General features: G+C 71.0%; 13 protein-coding genes. 10 read left to right on the forward strand and 3 right to left on the reverse strand.

What is annotated here, in order from left to right; genetic code table 11:
* Positions 1 to 70: 70 nt before the first annotated feature.
* The gene (locus tag B0B14_RS15560; RefSeq protein WP_076683490.1) at positions 71 to 1,486 is read left to right on the forward strand and encodes a dihydrolipoyl dehydrogenase family protein; all 1,416 of its coding nucleotides are present in this window, start codon (positions 71 to 73) and stop codon (positions 1,484 to 1,486) included.
* A gap of 5 nt (positions 1,487 to 1,491) precedes the next feature.
* On the opposite strand, the gene B0B14_RS15565 is transcribed toward B0B14_RS15560, so the two are convergent.
* On the reverse strand, positions 1,492 to 2,094 hold the full coding sequence (locus B0B14_RS15565) for a flavodoxin family protein (RefSeq protein WP_076683491.1): 603 nt from the start codon (positions 2,092 to 2,094) through the stop codon (positions 1,492 to 1,494).
* A gap of 101 nt (positions 2,095 to 2,195) precedes the next feature.
* Between B0B14_RS15565 and B0B14_RS15570 the strand changes: the two genes are divergently transcribed.
* Complete coding sequence (locus tag B0B14_RS15570; protein ID WP_076683492.1) at positions 2,196 to 2,690, forward strand: DUF427 domain-containing protein; 495 nt, start codon at positions 2,196 to 2,198, stop codon at positions 2,688 to 2,690.
* Positions 2,691 to 2,725: 35 nt separating this feature from the next.
* Here B0B14_RS15570 and B0B14_RS15575 read toward each other — a convergent pair whose 3' ends face one another.
* Complete coding sequence (locus B0B14_RS15575; RefSeq protein WP_083710653.1) at positions 2,726 to 6,439, reverse strand: multifunctional oxoglutarate decarboxylase/oxoglutarate dehydrogenase thiamine pyrophosphate-binding subunit/dihydrolipoyllysine-residue succinyltransferase subunit; 3,714 nt, start codon at positions 6,437 to 6,439, stop codon at positions 2,726 to 2,728.
* Between the two features lie 176 nt (positions 6,440 to 6,615).
* On the opposite strand from B0B14_RS15575, the gene B0B14_RS15580 reads away from it, so the two are divergent.
* From B0B14_RS15580 to B0B14_RS15590, 3 genes are all read left to right on the forward strand, one after another.
* The gene (locus B0B14_RS15580; protein WP_076683496.1) at positions 6,616 to 8,073 is read left to right on the forward strand and encodes a GMP reductase; all 1,458 of its coding nucleotides are present in this window, start codon (positions 6,616 to 6,618) and stop codon (positions 8,071 to 8,073) included.
* Positions 8,074 to 8,198: 125 nt separating this feature from the next.
* Positions 8,199 to 9,524: a hemolysin family protein gene (locus B0B14_RS15585; protein WP_076683497.1), complete on the forward strand. Its 1,326-nt coding sequence runs from the start codon at positions 8,199 to 8,201 to the stop codon at positions 9,522 to 9,524.
* Positions 9,517 to 10,575, forward strand: coding sequence for a hemolysin family protein (locus tag B0B14_RS15590; protein WP_076683700.1), 1,059 nt, complete (start codon positions 9,517 to 9,519; stop codon positions 10,573 to 10,575). The genes B0B14_RS15585 and B0B14_RS15590 overlap by 8 nt, the downstream gene beginning before the upstream one ends.
* 63 nt (positions 10,576 to 10,638) lie before the next feature.
* Here the strand turns inward: B0B14_RS15590 and B0B14_RS15595 are convergent, their stop codons facing one another.
* Complete coding sequence (locus B0B14_RS15595; protein ID WP_076683498.1) at positions 10,639 to 11,709, reverse strand: NADH:flavin oxidoreductase/NADH oxidase; 1,071 nt, start codon at positions 11,707 to 11,709, stop codon at positions 10,639 to 10,641.
* Between the two features lie 34 nt (positions 11,710 to 11,743).
* On the opposite strand from B0B14_RS15595, the gene B0B14_RS15600 reads away from it, so the two are divergent.
* Genes B0B14_RS15600 through B0B14_RS15620 form a run of 5 tightly spaced genes read left to right on the forward strand, consistent with a single transcriptional unit; the run spans position 11,744 to position 16,341 of the window.
* Positions 11,744 to 12,595, forward strand: a complete 852-nt coding sequence (locus tag B0B14_RS15600) for an ADP-dependent NAD(P)H-hydrate dehydratase (RefSeq protein ID WP_076683499.1) — start codon at positions 11,744 to 11,746, stop codon at positions 12,593 to 12,595.
* Between the two features lie 31 nt (positions 12,596 to 12,626).
* Positions 12,627 to 13,904 carry a glycosyltransferase 87 family protein gene (locus B0B14_RS15605; protein ID WP_076683500.1) on the forward strand — a complete coding sequence of 426 codons (1,278 nt, stop codon included), beginning with the start codon at positions 12,627 to 12,629 and terminating at the stop codon, positions 13,902 to 13,904.
* A 16-nt stretch (positions 13,905 to 13,920) separates the two neighbouring features.
* Positions 13,921 to 14,262: a thiamine-binding protein gene (locus tag B0B14_RS15610; protein WP_076683501.1), complete on the forward strand. Its 342-nt coding sequence runs from the start codon at positions 13,921 to 13,923 to the stop codon at positions 14,260 to 14,262.
* A gap of 56 nt (positions 14,263 to 14,318) precedes the next feature.
* The gene (locus B0B14_RS15615; protein WP_076683502.1) at positions 14,319 to 15,536 is read left to right on the forward strand and encodes an MFS transporter; all 1,218 of its coding nucleotides are present in this window, start codon (positions 14,319 to 14,321) and stop codon (positions 15,534 to 15,536) included.
* A 46-nt stretch (positions 15,537 to 15,582) separates the two neighbouring features.
* Positions 15,583 to 16,341, forward strand: a complete 759-nt coding sequence (locus tag B0B14_RS15620) for an NUDIX hydrolase (protein WP_076683504.1) — start codon at positions 15,583 to 15,585, stop codon at positions 16,339 to 16,341.
* The last annotated feature ends 33 nt before the right edge of the window (positions 16,342 to 16,374 follow it).

Raw genomic sequence — 16,374 nt, forward strand, 5'->3', positions numbered from 1 at the left:
ACGCGGAGCGTCATCTGTGTGTAACCCGACCCGTCGCCGCCGGACACGCTGCCCGGCGTACCGTAGGCGCATGACCACACGCGAATACGACCTCATCGTGATCGGCGCCGGACCCGTCGGGGAGAACGTCGCCGACCGCGCCGTCCAGGGGGGCCTCACGGCCGTCATCGTGGAGAGCGAGCTCGTCGGCGGGGAGTGCTCGTACTGGGCGTGCATGCCGTCCAAGGCGCTGCTGCGCGGTGGTGCCGCACTCCGCGCCGCGCGCGACATCGCCGGCGCCCGTGAGGCCGTCACCGGCCGTCTCGACGTCGCCGCGACGCTGCAGCGCCGCGACGGCATCACCCACGAATGGAGCGATGCGTCGCAGGTGGAGTGGCTCGAGACGGCGGGCATCGACCTCGTCCGAGGGCACGCCCGGCTCAGCGGAGACCGGGAGGTGTCCGTCGAGGGCGCGGACGGCGCGACGACGGTGCTGCGCGCGCGGCACGCGGTCGCGGTCTGCACGGGGACGGATGCCGCGACCCCCGACATCCCCGGACTCGCCGACGCGCGACCGTGGACGAGCCGGGAGGCCACGAGCGTGGAGACGGTTCCCGCATCGCTGGCGATCCTCGGCGGCGGCATCGTCGCGGTCGAGATGGCGACGGCGTTCGCGTCGTTCGGCACGGCCGTCACCGTCATCGCCCGCTCCGGGCTGCTGACCTCCCTCGAGCCGTTCGCGGGCGAGCTCGTGGGTGACGCGCTGCGTGACGCGGGCGTGACGATCCGCGCGGGGGTCGGCACCGACCGCGTCGCCCGTGAGGGAGCCGAGGTCGTCATCACCCTGTCGGACGGCTCGGAGGTGCGGGCGGCCGAGGTGCTCGCCGCCACCGGGCGCGCGCCCCGCACCGACGACATCGGTCTCGACGTCGTCGGACTCGCTCCGGGCTCGTGGCTCGACGTCGACGACACGATGCGCGTCCGCGGCTCCGACTGGCTCTACGCGGTCGGAGACGTCAATCACCGGGCGCTGCTCACCCACCAGGGCAAGTACCAGGCCCGCGCCGCGGGCGACGTCATCGCCGCGCGTGCGAAGGGCGACGACGTGCAGGATGCGCCGTGGGGCCGCCACGTCGCGACCGCCGACCGCACCGCCGTGCCGCAGGTCGTGTTCACCGACCCCGAGGTGGCGGCCGTGGGGCACACCGAGGCATCCGCCCGCGAGGCGGGACTCGACATCCGCGTCCTCGACTACGACCTCTCGTGGGTCGCGGGGGCGAGCACGTACGCCGATCACTACACGGGACGGGCGCGCGCGATCGTCGACCTCGGCCGCGGCGTGCTCGTCGGCGCGACGTTCGTCGGCCCCGACATCGCCGAGCTCCTCCACTCCGCCACCATCGCGATCGTCGGCGAGGTGCCGATCGAGCGGCTCTGGCACGCGGTGCCCTCGTACCCCACCGTGAGCGAGGTGTGGCTGCGCTGGCTCGAGGAGCTCGGTCGCTGATCCCGCTACGGCGCCGGGTACGGCTGGGCGCGCAGGAGCTTCGCGAGGTGCGCCGTGTTGCGGGCGAGCGTCGCCGTGGTCTGCGCCACCTTCTCGGGGGTCTCGGGGAGATCGTTGTAGTCGACCGTGTGCATCGCCTCGCCGTTCCAGTACACGCCTCCCTGTGAGGGAATGCTGTAGCCGACGTCGCCCAGACCCTGGAACAGGTCGGCCGTGATGGCGTGGGCGCCGTCTTCGTTGCCGAGCACGACGGCGACCGCGACCTTCCCGGCCAGGATCGGGCGGCCCGCGTCATCCGTCTCCGACAGCTCGGCGTCGAGGCGCTCGAGAACGCGCTGCGCGATGCTCGACATGTGCCCCATCCACGTCGGGGTGGCCAGGACGAGGATGTCGGCGGCGAGGATCTTCGCGCGGATGCCGGGCCACTCGTCGCCGTCGCCCATGTCCTTGTCCACTCCGGGCTTGACGTCGAAGTCGGCGATGCGCAGCTGCTCTCCGCTGACGTCGTGATCGGCGAGCGCGTCGAGCACCTGCTGGGCGAGGAGCGCGCAGCTCGAGGGCGCGGGGGATGGCTTGAGGGTGCAGTTCAGCACCAGGGCGTGTGTCATGGCGGATTCCTCTCTTTTCGAGGAATCTAGGACCGAGGACGGGACGGACGTCGGGGGTTGACACCGCCCCGACCCGCCGTGCACGCGTCTACGCTCGTGACATGCGACCCACCCCCGAACCCGTCGCCGCCGGACAGGAGTCCGTGTGGGACTACCCGCGCCCGCCTCGCGTCGAGCACGTCGACCGCCGGGTGGTCGTCGTCCTGGGAGGGGCGACGATCGTCGACACGCGCGACGTCGTCCGCGTGCTGGAGACGAGCCACCCGCCGGTCTACTACCTGCCGATCTCCGCGTTCTCACCGGGCGCGCTCGTGCCGGCTGCGGGCAGCTCGTTCTGCGAGTTCAAGGGCGGCGCGCGGTACTTCGACGTGGTCGGGGGCGGCGTCACGGCATCGCGTGCGGCCTGGAACTACCCCGAGCCGTCGCCCGGGTACGGGGAACTGCGAGACAGGGTGGCGCTGTACGCGGGACCCATGGATGCGTGCGAAGTCGACGGCGAGGTCGTCGTGCCGCAGCCGGGCGGCTTCTACGGAGGCTGGGTGACCCACGACATCGTCGGCCCCTTCAAGGGGATCCCGGGCTCGATGGGGTGGTGAGGGCGGCCGCCCTCGGGCGGCCACCCCCACGACTGCTAGAGCGTGAGCGCCGTCTGCAGCAGCTCGGCCTGCTCGCGGGCGTGCACCTTCGGCGAACCGGTGGCGGGCGAGGCCGCAGCGGCACGCGTGACGCTGCGGATCGTGCGACCGTGCAGGTGCTTGACGACCTCGAGCGCGATGAAGGGCCACGCGCCCTGGTTCTCGGGCTCGTCCTGCACCCAGACCAGCTCGGCGCCGGGGTAGCGGTCGATGACGGCGTTGAGCTCGTCGACCGGCGCCGGGTAGTACTGCTCGAGGCGCACGAGCGCGATCGCCGGGTTCGGGTTCTTCTCGAGCTCGGCCTTGAGGTCCCAGTGGATCTTTCCCGCGTGCAGCAGCACGCGCTTCACACCGGATGCCTCGAGACCGCGGTCGTCGTCGAGCACGGGCTCGAACCTGCCCGACGTGAAGTCCTCCACCGAGCTCGTGGCGCCCCGCAGGCGCAGCATCGCCTTCGGCGTGAACACGACGAGCGGGCGGCGCGGACGGGCGTAGGCCTGGCGGCGCAGCAGGTGGAAGTACGACGCAGGGGTCGACGGGCGCGCCACGGTCATGTTGTCCTGCGCGCACATCTGCAGGTAGCGCTCGATGCGCGCCGACGAGTGGTCGGGGCCCTGGCCCTCGTAGCCGTGGGGGAGGAGGAGCACGACGCCCGACTGCTGGCCCCACTTCTGGTCGGCGGCCGAGATGTACTCGTCGATGACCGACTGCGCGCCGTTGGCGAAGTCGCCGAACTGCGCCTCCCACAGCACGAGCGAGTCGGCCCGCTCCACGGAGTACCCGTACTCGAACGCCATCGCCGCGTACTCGCTCAGCAGCGAGTCGTACACGTAGAAGCGGCCCTGGTTCTCGGAGAGGTTGGCCAGAGGCAGCCATTCCTGGCCGTTCGCCCGGTCGTGCAGGATCGAGTGGCGCTGCACGAACGTCCCGCGACGGGCATCCTGACCCGCGAGGCGCACGTTCGTGCCCTCCAGGAGCAGGGAGCCGAAGGCGAGGAGCTCGCCGAACGCCCAGTCGATCGATCCGCTGCGGCTCATCTCGAGTCGCTTCTCGAGCAGCTGCTGCAGCTTCCCGTGCACCGTGAAGCCCTCGGGCTTGTTCACGAACGCGTCGCCGACGAGTCGCACGACCTCGGAGCCCACCCCCGTCGTCTCGGGGGCGCCTTCGGCGGGAGCGACCGCGTCGAGGTCGGTCACCACGGGCGACGAGCCGGTCTCGGCCGCGTGCGTCTCCGCGAACGCGATCTCGAGGCCGTTCTGGAAGTCCTGCTTGGCCTTCTCGTACTCCTCCTCGGTGATGTCGCCGCGACCGACGAGAGCCTCGGTGTAGAGGCGGCGCACCGAGCGCTTCGCCTCGATGAGGTTCGTCATGAGGGGCTGCGTCATCGAGGGGTCGTCGCCCTCGTTGTGTCCGCGGCGGCGGTAGCAGACGAGGTCGATCACGACGTCGCGGTGGAAGCGCTCGCGGTACGCGAACGCGACCTGTGCGACGCGCACGACGGCCTCGGGGTCGTCGCCGTTCACGTGGAAGATCGGAGCCTGGATGGTCTTGGCGACATCCGTCGCGTACACCGACGTGCGGGCGTCGCCGGGCACCGTGGTGAAGCCCACCTGGTTGTTCACGACGACGTGCATCGTGCCGCCCGTGCGGTAGCCGCGCAGCTGCGACATCTGCAGCGTCTCGACGACGACGCCCTGGCCGGCGAAGGCCGCATCGCCGTGCACGAGGATCGGCAGCCACGAGAACGAGCCGATGGCCTTGCGGTCCTGCTTGGCGCGGATGATGCCCTCGAGCACTCCGTCGACGGTCTCGAGGTGCGACGGGTTGGCCGCCAGGAGCACGGGGACCTCCTGGCCGCCGTCGGCGACGAAGGTGCCCTCGGTGCCGAGGTGGTACTTCACGTCTCCGGAGCCGCTCTTGCTGCCCACGGCGACGGCGCCCTCGAACTCGCGGAACACCTGGCCGTACGTCTTGCCGGCGATGTTGGTCAGCACGTTCAGGCGACCGCGGTGGGCCATGCCGATGCCGACGCCGTCGAGGCCCGCCTGGGCCGCGCCCTGGAGGATCTCGTCGAGGAGAGGGATGAGCGATTCGCCCCCTTCGAGGCTGAAGCGCTTCTGCCCGACGTACTTGGTCTGCAGGAACGTCTCGAACGCCTCGCCCTGGTTGAGCTTCTCGAGGATGCGGAGCTGCTCGTCGTGACCCGGCTTCTGGTACTTGACCTCGACGTTCTCCTGGAACCACGCGCGCTGCTCGGGATCCTGGATGTGCATGTACTCGATGCCGATCGTGCGGCAGTACGAGTCGCGCAGCACGCCGAGGATGTCGCGGAGCTTCATGACGCGCTTGCCGCCGAATCCGCCCGTGACGAACTCGCGGTCGAGGTCCCAGAACGTGAGTCCGTGGTTCTCGATCTCGAGGTCGGGGTGGGTGCGCTGCATGTACTGCAGCGGGTCGATGTCGGCCATCAGGTGGCCGCGCACGCGGAACGAGTTGATGAGCTCCTGCACGCGGGACTGCTTGTCGACGCGCTCGGCGAGGTCGACGTTGATGTCGGGTGCCCAGTGGATGGGGGCGTAGGGGATGCGGAGGGCCGCGAAGATGTCGTCGTAGAAGTCGCGCTGCCCGATGAGCAGCTCGTGCACCTTCTTGAGGAACTCGCCCGATCCCGCGCCCTGGATGACGCGGTGGTCGTAGGTGCTCGTGAGGGTGATCGTCTTGCCGATCGCCAGCTCGTTGAGCGTCTTCGAGCTCGCGCCCTGGAACTCCGCCGGGTACTCGAGGGCGCCGGCGCCGACGATGCACCCTTGTCCCTTCATGAGGCGCGGGACCGAGTGGACGGTGCCGATGCCGCCGGGGTTGGTGAGCGAGATCGTCGTGCCCTGGAAGTCGCCGGCGGTCAGCTTGTTGTTGCGCGCGCGGGTCACGAGGTCTTCGTACGACGCGAGGAACTCGCCGAACGTGAGGGTGTCGGCGCGCTTGATGCTGGGCACGAGGAGCGCGCGGGTGCCGTCGGGCTTGGGGATGTCGATCGCGATGCCGAGGTTGATGTGCGCGGGAGCGACGACCGACGGCTTGCCGTCGATGTCGGCGTAGAACACGTTCTGGCTCGGGAACTCCTTGAGCGCCTGGATGATCGCCCACCCGATGAGGTGCGTGAAGCTCACCTTGCCGCCGCGCGTGCGCGACATGTGGTTGTTGATCACGATGCGGTTGTCGATCATGAGCTTCGCCGGAACGGTGCGCACGCTGGTCGCGGTGGGGACCGTGAGCGACTCGTCCATGTTGGCGGCGAGGGTCTTGGGCATGCCGCGGAGCGGCGTGACGAGGTCTTCCTCGCTGGATGCCTCACCCGCCGACGGCTGCGCCTTCGGCGCCTGCGCCGGGATCGGCTGCGCCGCGGCGGGCTTGGCCGTCGTGCGCGCGACCGGCTGCGCGCCGATGACCGGGATCGGCGCCGTCACGGGCTTCGGCTCGACCGGGGCGGCCGACGCCGACTCGGGCTTCGACTCGGTTCCGGCGGGCGGCGCTGCGGCCGCGGCGGCATCCTTCTCGCCTGCGGAGTGGTACGTCTCGAGGATGGGCCACCAGGCCTTGTCCACGGAGTTCTTGTCGACCTTGAACTGCTCGTAGAGTTCCTCGACGAGCCATTCGTTGGCCCCGAACTCTCCTTCGCTCGAAGTCCCGACGCCTGTCACCTGGCTCGACACGCCCGATCGCCTGCTTTCCTCAGTGAAGATTGGAGAACGTGCGGGGCTGGATCACGCCCACACGCACGACTGCTAAGCCTAACCCAGTCTGCGGCACGCCTCCCTGGGAGACCAGGCGGAGCGCGGCACGATCGCGCATCACTTTCCCCCCAGGAAAGAATCACTAGCCTTATCGCGTGGAATTCTATGGTGAGCAGCCCGTCGTCGACCTGACCTACTCCGACGTCTTCCTCGTCCCCCGGCGATCCGCGATCACGAGCCGTCTCGATGTCGACCTCGCCCCGCGCGACGGCAGCACGGCGACGATCCCGATCGTCTCGGCGAACATGAACTCGGTCACCGGACCCCGGCTCGCCGCGACCCTCGCGCGCCGCGGCGGTCTCGGTGTGCTCCCGCAGGACATGCCGCTGCAGGATCTCGACGCCGCGATCCGCTGGGTGAAGGATCAGCCCGTCCCGTGGGACACCCCGATCGTGCTGCCCCCGTCGGCGACCGTGGCCGAGGCCGCGCGCCTGCTTCCTCCGACCGAGGGGCACGGCATCGTCGTCGCCGAGGCATCCGGCGCCGGACTGAGGATCGACGACGTCCTCGGCATCGTCCCCGCCACGCGACTGGGCACCGCCCTCCCCGACGCGCGCCTGGGCGACCTCGCCCGCGGGCGGACCGCGTCGATCGACGCCGACGACGTCGAGACCGCGCGCCACGCGTTCGACCTCCTCGTCGCGACGGGCGCCGAGACGGTCTGCGTTCTGCACCACGGGTTCGTGGTCGGCACCCTCTCGCGCCGCAGCGCCCTGCGCTCGACGCTGTACCGTCCCGCCGTCGACGCGGACGGACGCCTCATCGTCGCCGCCGCCGTCGGCATCAACGGCGACGTTGCCGCGAAGGCGAAGGCGCTCGCGGCGGCCGGCGTGGACGTTCTCGTCGTCGACACGGCGCACGGGCACCAGGAGGGGATGCTGCGTGCGCTGCGCGCCGTCGGCGACCTCGACCTCGGCATCCCGATCGCCGCCGGCAACATCGTCACGGCGGAGGGCGTACATGATCTGGTCTCCTCGGGCGCCACGATCCTCAAGGTCGGTGTCGGTCCCGGCGCGATGTGCACGACGCGCATGATGACCGCCGTCGGGCGGCCGCAGTTCTCCGCCGTGCTCGAGACGGCGGAGGCCGCGCGCATCATGGGGGCGCACGTGTGGGCCGACGGTGGTGTGCGATACCCCCGCGACGTGGCCCTCGCGCTGGCGGCAGGAGCGGCATCCGTCATGATCGGCTCGTGGTTCGCCGGCACGATCGAGGCGCCGGGCGAGCTGCTGGCCGACGACGCCGGACGCGTCTACAAGGAATCGTGGGGGATGGCCTCGACCAAGGCCGTGCACGAACGGTTCGGCCGCCTCGACCCGTACGAGCTCGCGCGCAAGGAGCTGTTCGCCGAGGGCATCTCGTCGTCGAAGATCTACCTCGATCCGCTGCGGCCCGGGCTGGAGGACCTGCTCGACATGATCACGTCGGGCGTGCGGTCGTCGTTCACGTATGCGGGCGCGACGACGGTGCCGGAGTTCCACGACCGCGCGCACGTCGGGCTGCAGTCCGCCGCCGGCTACGAAGAGGGCAAGGCGCTCCCCGTCAGCTGGTGAGCGGGATGCCGGCTCCCGGCGGAGGCCGCGGACGGGTGCCGTAGACTGTTCAGCCTGATGGACGACCCTCCCAGTTGCAGACGCTCGCCCCACCGACCCGCCCCTGTGAACGGGGGTGATGCGTGATGGATTACGTCATGTTGGGCGTGGGGCTCCTGCTCATCGTCGGAACCGGTCTCTTCGTCGCGTCCGAGTTCGCCCTCGTGAACCTCGATCGGGCCGACCTCGAAGCACGCCGCGAACGCGGTGAGACGCGACTGGCGATGACGATCGCGGCGCTGAAGATCACCTCGACGCACCTCTCCAGCGCGCAGCTCGGCATCACGCTGACGACGCTGCTGACCGGATACACGATGGAGCCCGCGTTCTCGCGGCTCCTCTCGCCGGTGCTGACCTCGTGGGGGATGCCGGCGGGCCTCGTGAGCCCGATCGCGACGATCGTCGCGATCACGATCGCGACGGTCCTGTCGATGATCCTCGGCGAGCTCGTCCCGAAGAACTTCGCCCTCGCGCTGCCGCGCCAGACGGCCAAGCTCGTCATCCCGTTCCAGACCGCGTTCACCGCGGTGTTCCGCCCCGCCATCGTGGTGCTCAACGGCAGCGCCAACGGCGTGCTCCGCTCCTTCGGCATCGAGCCGAAGGAGGAGCTGTCGGGCGCGCGCACCGCGGAGGAGCTCTCCAGCCTCGTGCGCCGCTCGGCGAGCGCCGGCGTGCTCGAAGAGGACACGGCATCCCTCCTCGACCGCAGCCTCACGTTCGCGCGCCTCACCGCCGCCGACGTCATGACGCCCCGCCCGAGCCTGCACGCCGTGCAGGCCGGCGACTCCGCGGACGACATCATCCAGCTCGCCCGCCGCACCGGCCACAGCCGCTTCCCGGTCTACGACGACGACATGGACGACATCGTCGGCGTCGTGCACCTGAAGGCCGCCGTCGGCGTGCCCCGCGATCGCCGCGCCGACGTCCCGGCGATGGCGCTCGCGACCGAGCCGCTGCGCGTGCCCGAGGCGGTGCACCTCGACGGGCTCCTGTCCGAGCTGCGCGCCCGCGGCTACCAGATGGCCGTCGTCGTCGACGAGTACGGCGGCACCGCCGGTGTCGCGACCCTCGAAGACCTCGTGGAGGAGATCGTCGGGGAAGTCCTCGACGAGCACGACCGCCGCCAGGCCGGGGTCGTCCGCTCGGCGGACGGCGTCGTCTTCCCGGCGGATCTCCGCCCCGACGAAGTGCTCGACCGCACCGGCATCCGTGTGCCCGAGGGCGATGTCTACGACACCGTCGGCGGCTACGTCATGAGCGTGCTGGAGCGCATCCCCACCACCGGCGACACCGTCGAGATCGACGACGGCACCCTCGAGGTGCAGCGCATGGACGGCCGCCGCGTCGACCGCGTGAGGTTCACTCCGAAGCCTGTGCCGGACACGAACGAAGGGGGTGAGCGTGATGAGTGATTGGGCAGGAATCGCCTGGCTGTTCGTGCTGCTCATCGCCAACGCCTTCTTCGTCGGCGCCGAGTTCGCCGTCATCTCCGCGCGGCGCTCTCAGATCGAGCCGCTCGCCGAGAAGGGCTCCCGCTCGGCGAAGACCGCGCTGTACGCGATGGAGCATGCGACGCTCATGCTGGCCACGAGCCAGCTCGGCATCACGATCTGCTCGCTGCTGATCCTGAACGTCTCCGAGCCGGCCATCCACCACCTGCTCGCCGTGCCGCTGGGACTCACGGGATGGAGCTACGCCGTCATCGACGTCGTCGCGTTCATCATCGCGCTGCTGATCGTGTCGTACCTGCACGTCGTGTTCGGCGAGATGGTGCCCAAGAACCTCGCGTTCTCGGTGCCCGACCGCGCTGTGCTCATGCTCGCGACTCCGCTCGTGTGGGTGTCGAAGGTGTTCTACCCGGTGATCGCCTCGCTCAACTGGATCGCGAACCACGTGCTGCGTCTGTTCAAGGTCGAGCCGAAGGACGAGGCGGCCTCGACCTTCACCCTCGAAGAGGTGACGACGATCGTCAACCAGTCCCGCATCGAAGGCGTCCTCAACGACCTCTCCGGCACGGTGGCTGCGGCTGTGGAGTTCACCGACAAGAAGGCGAAGGATGTCGCGGTGCCCCTGGCCGACCTCGTCACCCTGCCGGAGAACACGACGCCCGACGAGATCGAGCGTGCCGTCGCCAAGCACGGCTTCTCGCGCTACGTGATCGTGGATGCCGAGGGGCAGCCGCTCGGATACGTGCACCTCAAGGACGTCCTGCGGGCGGCCGAGGGTCCGGATGCCGCGGACGACGTCGCCGAGCCGATCGCGTCGAAGCGCATCCACCACATGGTGTCGGTGCTGGAGACGACCGATCTCGAGGACGTGCTCGCCCTCATGCGCCGCGCGGGTCGTCACCTGGCCCAGGTGCGCGACCTCGACGGCCGCACGACCGCGGTGCTGTTCCTCGAGGACATCATCGAGGAGCTCGTCGGCGAAGTGCAGGACGCGACCAGGCGCCGCGCGTACTGACGACGACACGTGAAGCGCCTCGGGCCGATGGGCCCGAGGCGCTTCATCGTTCCGCTCCGCCGGTCAGCGGCGACGGCGGGCGCGCACGTACTGCGCCGGCCAGTAGTCGAGCGACTCGTCGAGATCGACCGACGCGCGCAGGCCGAAGTGGGGATCGCGCAGCCACTCTCGTCCCGACATGATCGCGTCGGCGTCGCCGGCGGCGAGGATCGACTCGGCCTGCAGGCCGTCGTCGATGAGCCCGACGGCGTTGACCGGCACGTCCGCCTCGCGGCGCACGTGCGCGGCGAGGGCGACCTGGTAGCCCGGGCCGACCGCGATCTTCTGGTGGGCGACGAGGCCGCCGCTGGAGATGTCGAAGAAGTCGGCGCCCCGGTCGGCCGCCCAGCGAGCCACCGTCGCGGTCTCCTCGATGGTCCATCCGCCCTCGGCCCAGTCGGTTCCCGAGAACCGCACGAACAGCGGGGCGTCCGCCGCGACGCGTCGTACGGCGTCCACGACGCGCAGGAGCAGGCGCGCGCGGTTCTCCAGCGACCCGCCGTACTCGTCGTCGCGGCGGTTGCTCAGCGGAGAGAGGAACTGGTGCAGGAGGTAGCCGTGTGCGGCGTGGATCTCGAGCACCTCGAACCCGGCATCCAGCGCGCGCTGCGCCGCGGCGGCGAAGTCGTCGACGACGGCGTCGATGCCGGCGGCGTCGAGCGCCTGCGGTACGGCGTAGCCCTCGTAGGCCACCGCCGACGGCGCGACCGCCTGCCACCCTCCGTCGGCGACCGGCACGGTGCCGTCTTTTCCGAGGAGCGGCGACCACGTCGAGGCCTTCCGGCCCGCGTGGGCCAGCTGGATGCCTGCGACGGCGCCGCGGCTGCGGATCGCCGCCACGATCGGCACCCAGGCGTCGCGCTGCGCGTCGCTCCAGATGCCCGTGTCCTGCGGCGAGATGCGGCCCTCGGGCGACACGGCGGTCGCTTCCGCCATCACGAGGCCGGCGCCGCCGGACGCGAACTGGGCCAGGTGGGTGTGGTGCCACTCCTGCGGCATCCCGTCGACGGCGCTGTACTGGCACATCGGCGCCACCCAGAGGCGGTTGCGCAGCGTGACGGCGCGGATCGTGGTGGGCGTGAACAGCAGGCTCATGTCTGTGGCTCCGACGGGGATAGGGTGTGGCGGTGTGGGTGAATCGGTGAGGGTGGCCGGATGGACGCGGGCGGACGCGGCTCGCGCCCTCCAGACGCCAACCGCGTCCGACGACAAGTATTCCCGAGGAGTCATAGGCCTCCGGACCGGCTCCGACGCGTATCCCGGTGCCGCCGTCCTCGGCGTCGAAGCGGCCTGGCGCACGGGCGTCGGCATGGTCCGCTATCTCGGCCCCGACCGCGCGACGGCGCTCGTGCTCCAGCGCCGCCCCGAGACCGTCGCGGCCTCCGGCCGCGTTCAGGCCTGGGTGATCGGCTCGGGGACCGATGCGGCGCACCGCACGGATGCCGAGACCGGGGCGCTGCAGGAGCTGCTCGCCGGCGAGGTGCCCGTCGTCGTGGACGCGGGGGCGCTCGACCTGGCGCCGGGCGCCGCCGCCCCCCTCATCGTGACGCCGCACGCGCGCGAGCTCCTTCGTCTGCGCGAAGCGCTCGGGCTCACCCGATCGGAGGGCGACCGCATCGCCGACGCGCGCGAGACGGCGGTGGCTCTCGGCGCGACGGTGCTGCTCAAGGGATCCGACACGATCGTCGCCGCCCCGACCGGGTGGACAACGGTCGTGTCGGCCGCGACGCCGTGGCTCGCGACCGCCGGCACCGGCGATGTGCTCGGGGGAGTGATCGGAGCCCTCGTAGCAGGTGCGGCCGCGCGCGGCGAGGCGCCGGATGCCGAGGCGCTCGGCCGGCTCGCGGCATCCGGTGCCTGGGTGCACGGCCGCGCGGGGGCGACGGCGGCGGCATCCGTCGGCCACGGGGGCGGACCCGTGACGGCGCTCGACGTCGCCGAGGCGGTGCCCCGCGTGGTCGCCGACCTGCTCGCACGCTAGGCGGCCCTGCGCCCGACCGTAGGATGGGCTCGTGTCGAGGCGAGCGGTGCTGTGGATCGCGTTCGTCGTCGTGCACGTGGGCGTGGCGGTGCTCGGGTTCGTGCTGCCGAACGAGCCGATGGGTGATGTGTACCGCGTCTACGAGCGGTGGTCCGGCGCGTGGCTGAACGGCGGCTTCGTCGATCCCGCGACCTACGCCCTGGTGAGCGAACGCACCTACATCGGCTTCGTCGGCATCACCGAGACGTGGGTGTACCCGCTCGTCGCGATCATCCCGATGCTGCTGACGTGGCTGTTCTCGTGGATCGCGGGCTACACGGTCGGGTGGGCGATCCTCGTGACGATCGCGGATGCCGTGGCGTTCGCCGTGCTCGTCGGCCGGGGTCGCTCGACCGGCCGCACCGTCGCCGCGTGGTTCTGGCTCAGCTTCATCGCGCTCCTGGGCCCCGTGGGCATGTACCGCCTCGACGGCTTCACCGTGCCGATCGCGATCCTGGGATGCCTCTTGCTCGTCGGACGCCCCTGGCTCGCCTCGATCCTGCTGGCCGTCGCGACGTGGATCAAGGTGTGGCCGGCGGCCCTCATCGCGGCCGCGGTCGTCGCCCTCCGGCGGCGGCTCGTCGTGATCGGGGGCGGGCTCATCGTGTCGGCCGTCGCCCTCGCGGGCATCGCACTGCTGGGAGGAGCGCCGCGGGCTTTCGGGTTCATCGCCGATCAGTCCGATCGCGGCATCCAGCTCGAGGCGCCCGTCGGGACGCTGTACCTCTGGCAGGCGGTGCAGGGCGTGCCCGGCTCGTTCATCTACTACGACCCCGACATGCTCACGTTCCAGATCACGGGTCCCCAGGTCGACGTCGTGATCGCGCTCATGACGCCGCTGCAGATCCTCGCCCTCGTGGCGCTCGCCGCGCTCGGCGCCGTGAAGGCCTGGCGCGGAGCGAGCTTCGCGTCGCTGTTCCCGCGGCTCGCGCTCGGCCTCGTGCTGGCCTTCATCGTCTTCAACAAGGTCGGCTCGCCGCAGTACATGACGTGGATCATCGCTCCGCTGGTGCTGGGGCTGGTCGTGGACCGCGCGCACTGGTGGCGTCCGGCGACCGTCGCGCTGGCCGTCGCTCTGCTCACGCTCGGCGTCTACCCGCTGACCTACGGCGGGCTGCTGTACGCCCAGCCGTTCGCCGCCTTCCTGCTCACGGCCCGCAACGCCCTCGTCGTGGTGCTGTTCGTCTGGGTCGTCGTCATGATCGCCCGGGTCGCCCCGCACCCCCACGTCCACGCCCGACTGCAGCGGCAGCGCGCCGCGGCATCCTGAGTCCCGGAGGTCTCCCATGCTCGTCGCCTTCTCCGTCGCCCCGTCCGGAACGCCCGAGGGCGGTGCCGTGCGCGCGGACGCGTCGGTGCACGATGCCGTCGCGGCCGCCGTCCGGGTCGTGCGGGAGAGCGGACTGCCCCACCGCACGTCGTCGATGTTCACCGAGATCGAGGGGGAGTGGGACGAGGTGTTCGACGTCGTGCGCCGGGCGACCGACGCGGTGCTTCCGTTCGGATCGCGGGTCTCGCTCGTCCTGAAGGCCGACATCCGTCCCGGGTACGGCGGTGAGCTCGACGGCAAGCTCGAGCGCCTCGAGCGGGCGATCGACGCGTCCGCCCACGACACCGTCGAGTCGTGATCCGGCGGGTTCGAATCGATTCGACAGGGTGCCGCATCCGCGGCTAGCATGACCGCGTGACCTCCTCGACTCTTGCGAGGGGTGCGGCGAAGTGGGCGCTCCTCTCCCTCGCCATCGGCAGCTTCGGCATCGGCATGACCGAGTTCGTCGTGATGGGCCTGCTGCCGAACATCGCGCAGGACCTCCTGCCGTCGCAGTGGGCCGCGAACTCCGACGACGCGATCGCCCAGACCGGCTGGCTCATCTCGCTCTACGCCCTCGGCGTCGTGATCGGCGCCCCGACCATCGCGGGCGCGGTGGCCAAGTATCCGCGTCACCGGGTCATGATCGCGCTGGCCCTCGCCCTGACGGTGTTCAACGCCCTGACCTTCCTCGCGCCGACGTTCGAGCTCGTCGCGGTGTCGCGGTTCCTGTCTGGCCTGCCGCACGGGGCGTACTTCGGCATCGGCGCCCTGGTCGCGGCCGACGTGCTCGGACCGGGCAAGCGCGCCCAGGGCGTCGCCTTCGTGCTGACGGGCCTGACGGTCGCGAACGTCGTCGGCGTTCCGCTGGGGACGTTCCTCGGCCAGCAGGTCGGCTGGCGGGCGGCGTTCATCGTCGTCGCGGCGATCTTCGCGCTCGCGACGATCTGCATCGGCTTCTTCGTCCCGGAGCATCCGGGAAGCCCCGATCGCACGATGCGGGCAGAGCTCAGGGTGTTCCGCATCGGGCAGGTCTGGCTGGCGCTCGGCGTGGGAGCGATCGGCTTCGGCGGATTCTTCGCGGTGTACAGCTACGTCGCCCCCGTGGTGACGGAGGTCGCCGGTTCCCCCGAGTGGGCCGTGCCGATCGTGCTCGTGGTGATGGGGCTCGGCATGACAATCGGCAACCTCGTCGGGGGCCACCTGGCCGACCGGGATCTGAAGCGCACGCTGGTGGGCGGGCTCGTGGCCCTCGCCGTCGTCCTCTCCCTCCTCGCGCTGACGTCGCAGTGGATCTGGACCCTCGGCGGCTTCGTCTTCCTCACCGGCTTCGTCGCGGCGGCGCTCAGCCCCACGATCCAGACCCGACTGATGGACGTCGCGCAGGACAACCAGTCGATCGCGGCCGCCCTGAACCACTCGGCGCTCAACATCGGCAACAGCCTCGGCGCGCTCCTCGGCGGCCTCGTCATCGCCCTGGGCCTCGGATTCGTCGCCCCGGCGTGGGTGGGCGTCGGGCTGTCGCTCAGCGGACTCGCCCTGGCCCTGGTGAGCCTCGCACTCGAGCGGCGACGGGAGCCCGTCGCGGTCTGAGCGTGCGCGTCGCGGCGGCGGCGATGCCGCGTCGTAGGCTGAGTCGGTGCCCGAAGACGCGCCCTCCTCCGCCGATCGAACGCTGCAGGCCCTTGCGGCCGCGTTCGACCAGACACGCCCCCGGCGGCCGGAGGACGATCACGATCCCGACGTCCCGGTCGCCGCGACCGTGCTGATCCTGCGCGACGGCGACGGTGGTCCCGAAGTGCTCATGATCGAGCGACCCGACCGTGGATCGTTCGCCGGAGCGTGGGTGTTCCCCGGCGGCAAAGTCGATCCGGGCGATGCGGAGTCGGACGACGCCGCCGAGGAGGACACCGCGCGGTGGGCAGCCGTCCGCGAGACCCGCGAAGAGGCCGGGCTCGAGTTCGAGCCCGACGAGCTCGTCACGGTGTCGCGCTGGGACCCGCCGCCCGGGCTCCCGCTGCGCATCCGCACGTGGTTCTTCGCGGCGCGGGCGACGGATGCCGAGCTCGTCCTCTCGGTCGACGAGGTCGTCGCGGCGGCGTGGGTGCGCCCGGGCGACGTGCTCGAGCGTCACGGCCGGGGGCAGATCACGCTGTATCCGCCGACGTGGGTGACGCTCCACGACCTCGCCGAGGGGCGCGACGTCGAGACGATCCTCGAGCGGCACCGACGGGAGGGCATGCGGCACTTCGGGACGGCGGCGCGACGGGGGAGCGAGGGGCCGATCATGCTGTGGTCGGGCGACGCGGAGTACGATCCGGATGCTGGCACCTCGCCGTCTGCCCGACACCGTCTCGAGCTGGGCATACTGCCCTGGCGGTATACGCGCAAGATGTAGACGCATCGGAAATGCCGTCGATACTGTGACCCC

The organism is Microbacterium sp. RU33B (assembly GCF_900155915.1).
In the GTDB taxonomy this organism is placed as follows: domain Bacteria; phylum Actinomycetota; class Actinomycetes; order Actinomycetales; family Microbacteriaceae; genus Microbacterium.

Coding starts and splice junctions, on each gene's coding strand:
- B0B14_RS15560 (WP_076683490.1), top strand. CDS start 71: ATGACCACACGCGAATACGACCTCATCGTGATCGGCGCCGGACCCGTC.
- B0B14_RS15565 (WP_076683491.1), bottom strand. CDS start 2,094: ATGACACACGCCCTGGTGCTGAACTGCACCCTCAAGCCATCCCCCGCG.
- B0B14_RS15570 (WP_076683492.1), top strand. CDS start 2,196: ATGCGACCCACCCCCGAACCCGTCGCCGCCGGACAGGAGTCCGTGTGG.
- B0B14_RS15585 (WP_076683497.1), top strand. CDS start 8,199: ATGGATTACGTCATGTTGGGCGTGGGGCTCCTGCTCATCGTCGGAACC.
- B0B14_RS15590 (WP_076683700.1), top strand. CDS start 9,517: ATGAGTGATTGGGCAGGAATCGCCTGGCTGTTCGTGCTGCTCATCGCC.
- B0B14_RS15595 (WP_076683498.1), bottom strand. CDS start 11,709: ATGAGCCTGCTGTTCACGCCCACCACGATCCGCGCCGTCACGCTGCGC.
- B0B14_RS15610 (WP_076683501.1), top strand. CDS start 13,921: ATGCTCGTCGCCTTCTCCGTCGCCCCGTCCGGAACGCCCGAGGGCGGT.